2 protein-coding genes are annotated in these 1,904 nt (G+C 44.4%); both read right to left on the bottom strand.

The features are described from left to right. Window positions 1-187 precede the first annotated feature (187 nt). Complete coding sequence (locus tag D1151_RS16280; RefSeq protein WP_251632575.1) at window positions 188-514, bottom strand: hypothetical protein; 327 nt, start codon at window positions 512-514, stop codon at window positions 188-190. After that, window positions 511-1,824, bottom strand: coding sequence for an IS30 family transposase (locus D1151_RS16275; RefSeq protein ID WP_161909570.1), 1,314 nt, complete (start codon window positions 1,822-1,824; stop codon window positions 511-513). The genes D1151_RS16280 and D1151_RS16275 overlap by 4 nt, the downstream gene beginning before the upstream one ends. Window positions 1,825-1,904 lie beyond the last annotated feature (80 nt).

Below are 1,904 nucleotides of genomic sequence, written 5' to 3'. Positions count from 1 at the left end.
TGGAGGATGTAAAAAGCTATGGAAAGTAGTGAAATTGATGCCAGAATAGGGTAAAATAGTGTTAATGCAGGGAAATTCGGGCATAACAAAAAGCCGTCAGCATTCATATTTTTATTTTTGCCAGAGTGAATTCTGCCGGCTGATGGTCTTGTGAAACTAGCGATATATCCCGGTAATCCATTAAAAATTAAAGTTCTAGCAGTTCATCGTGTTTTACGTAGCATTTGCGTTCTTCGCACCATAAAGGCTGGGTGTCTGGTCCTTTCCAGCTGTCCCATGGACCGGCGGAATAGCCGTATTCCAGACGGTAGGCTTGCAGATAATTTAACTGCCAGCCGTCGCTGTCCAGATACTCCCATGGATTGGATTCAATCTCATGACCAGAGCGAACCCAGTTGCGAAGCATGTAACGTTCGCTGCGTGTCATGGGAACAACATCTTCCATTTCATGGAGTGCACAAAGGTTGAACTGATAGTCGATGGATTGTTTATCGTAAATGGTTCGTCTTTTCACAGGGATGCACCTCCTTTTCTAAAGATGGAAGACTTCAGGGTAACTTCTTTGGAAGGAATTCTGCGGCAGCCGAGAAGGTGAAGGGTTTCGGCGCCGAAAAAGAATGCAAACATTTCGTGAGGGCATTTGTTGCTCAGGCTTTCCCTGCAGTAAGAATTAATATGATGCATCATGAGTGAAATATCCTCTTGGCAAAGGTGGTCGAAAGAAGTACCTTTCGGCAGGAAATAGCGGATAAACTCGTGATTGCGCTCAATGGATCCTTTCTGCCATGAAGCCTGCGGATCGCAGTAATAGACTGCGGTACGCTTTTTACCGGAAGGATCTTTTTCAATGGCTAGAGGATTGGAAAATTCACTGCCGTTATCGGTAAGGATTAGCGGAAAGAGGTGGCGAAACCGTTCTGATCCCAAAAGGTCATACAGTTTTTTAAAGACATCTGTGACGGATCTGGAATCATTGTAGTCACGCAGAAAGGCCAGCATGAATTCTGCTTTGACAAAATGAATGGTTAAAAGGACTTTGCCGCCTTTCTTTCCTTCAACGGAATCCATTTGGACAACAGGATAGTTTGGATGCTCTTCCATAAATTTTTTAAAATCCTCAAAGGTTCTGCCTTCGCGGCATTTACGGTCGACTTTGAAAGTCTTTTTCTTTTTCCGCGATTTGAAACGGACTTTCCTTGGAAGGTCAAGATTCTTTGCGGAAATCAGTCCGGCATCAATGATTCGGTAAAGGGAGCGTTCGCTAATCATCAGGGAATCGGTATTGGTTACACAGATATGATGAAGGGATTGTCCCTGACGGATTAGCGGAGAGACAATGCGGTCGAAATGCTGCAGCTCTTCTTCGGAAAAGGTAAAGCCTTTGCGGGATTCAGTCAGTTTGCTGCGGTATTCTTTGTCAGCTTGCTTGGCACGGTAAAAATGTTTTTCTAAAGTGCAGTGGGGTCTTGTTTTACATCCATTACACACGTAGGGTGGCTTGTCCAGTTTTGGGCAGCTGTAAGCTTCAAAATCAGGACAGAAACGACTGCACATACCGCAACTCCTACAGAAGCGGTAATTTCTTCCTGCGTTGCAGGGAGAACACAGTCCGCTGACAAGACAGACATTACGTTTGGTGCAGGCATTGTACTTTTTGCGGAATCCGCCAATACGTTCAACCGACAGATGCGAACGGACTTCCTTTGAGATTGTGGAAGGATCCTTGTCAAGGGCGGATGCGATGGCTTTAAATGATGTACTATTGGAAAGCTGGGTTTCGATGACCATGCGGTCAGACAGTGTAAGATGTTTTTGATTTGTCATGATTGTTACCTCCATTGACCGGGATATGTCTTAAGGTAAATATATCATAAAAATGTGAGAAAAGCAGTTTGTCAGAGTAA

The organism is Emergencia sp. 1XD21-10 (genome assembly GCF_009936045.1).
GTDB classification, from domain to species: Bacteria; Bacillota; Clostridia; order Peptostreptococcales; family Anaerovoracaceae; genus Senimuribacter; species Senimuribacter intestinalis.
The sequence above is the reverse complement of the archived record's forward strand: the minus strand, read 5'-3'. Positions and strand labels throughout refer to the sequence as shown.

Excerpts from the sequence above, each read along its gene's own strand:
- D1151_RS16275 (WP_161909570.1), bottom strand. The coding sequence starts at position 1,824 with ATGACAAATCAAAAACATCTTACACTGTCTGACCGCATGGTCATCGAA.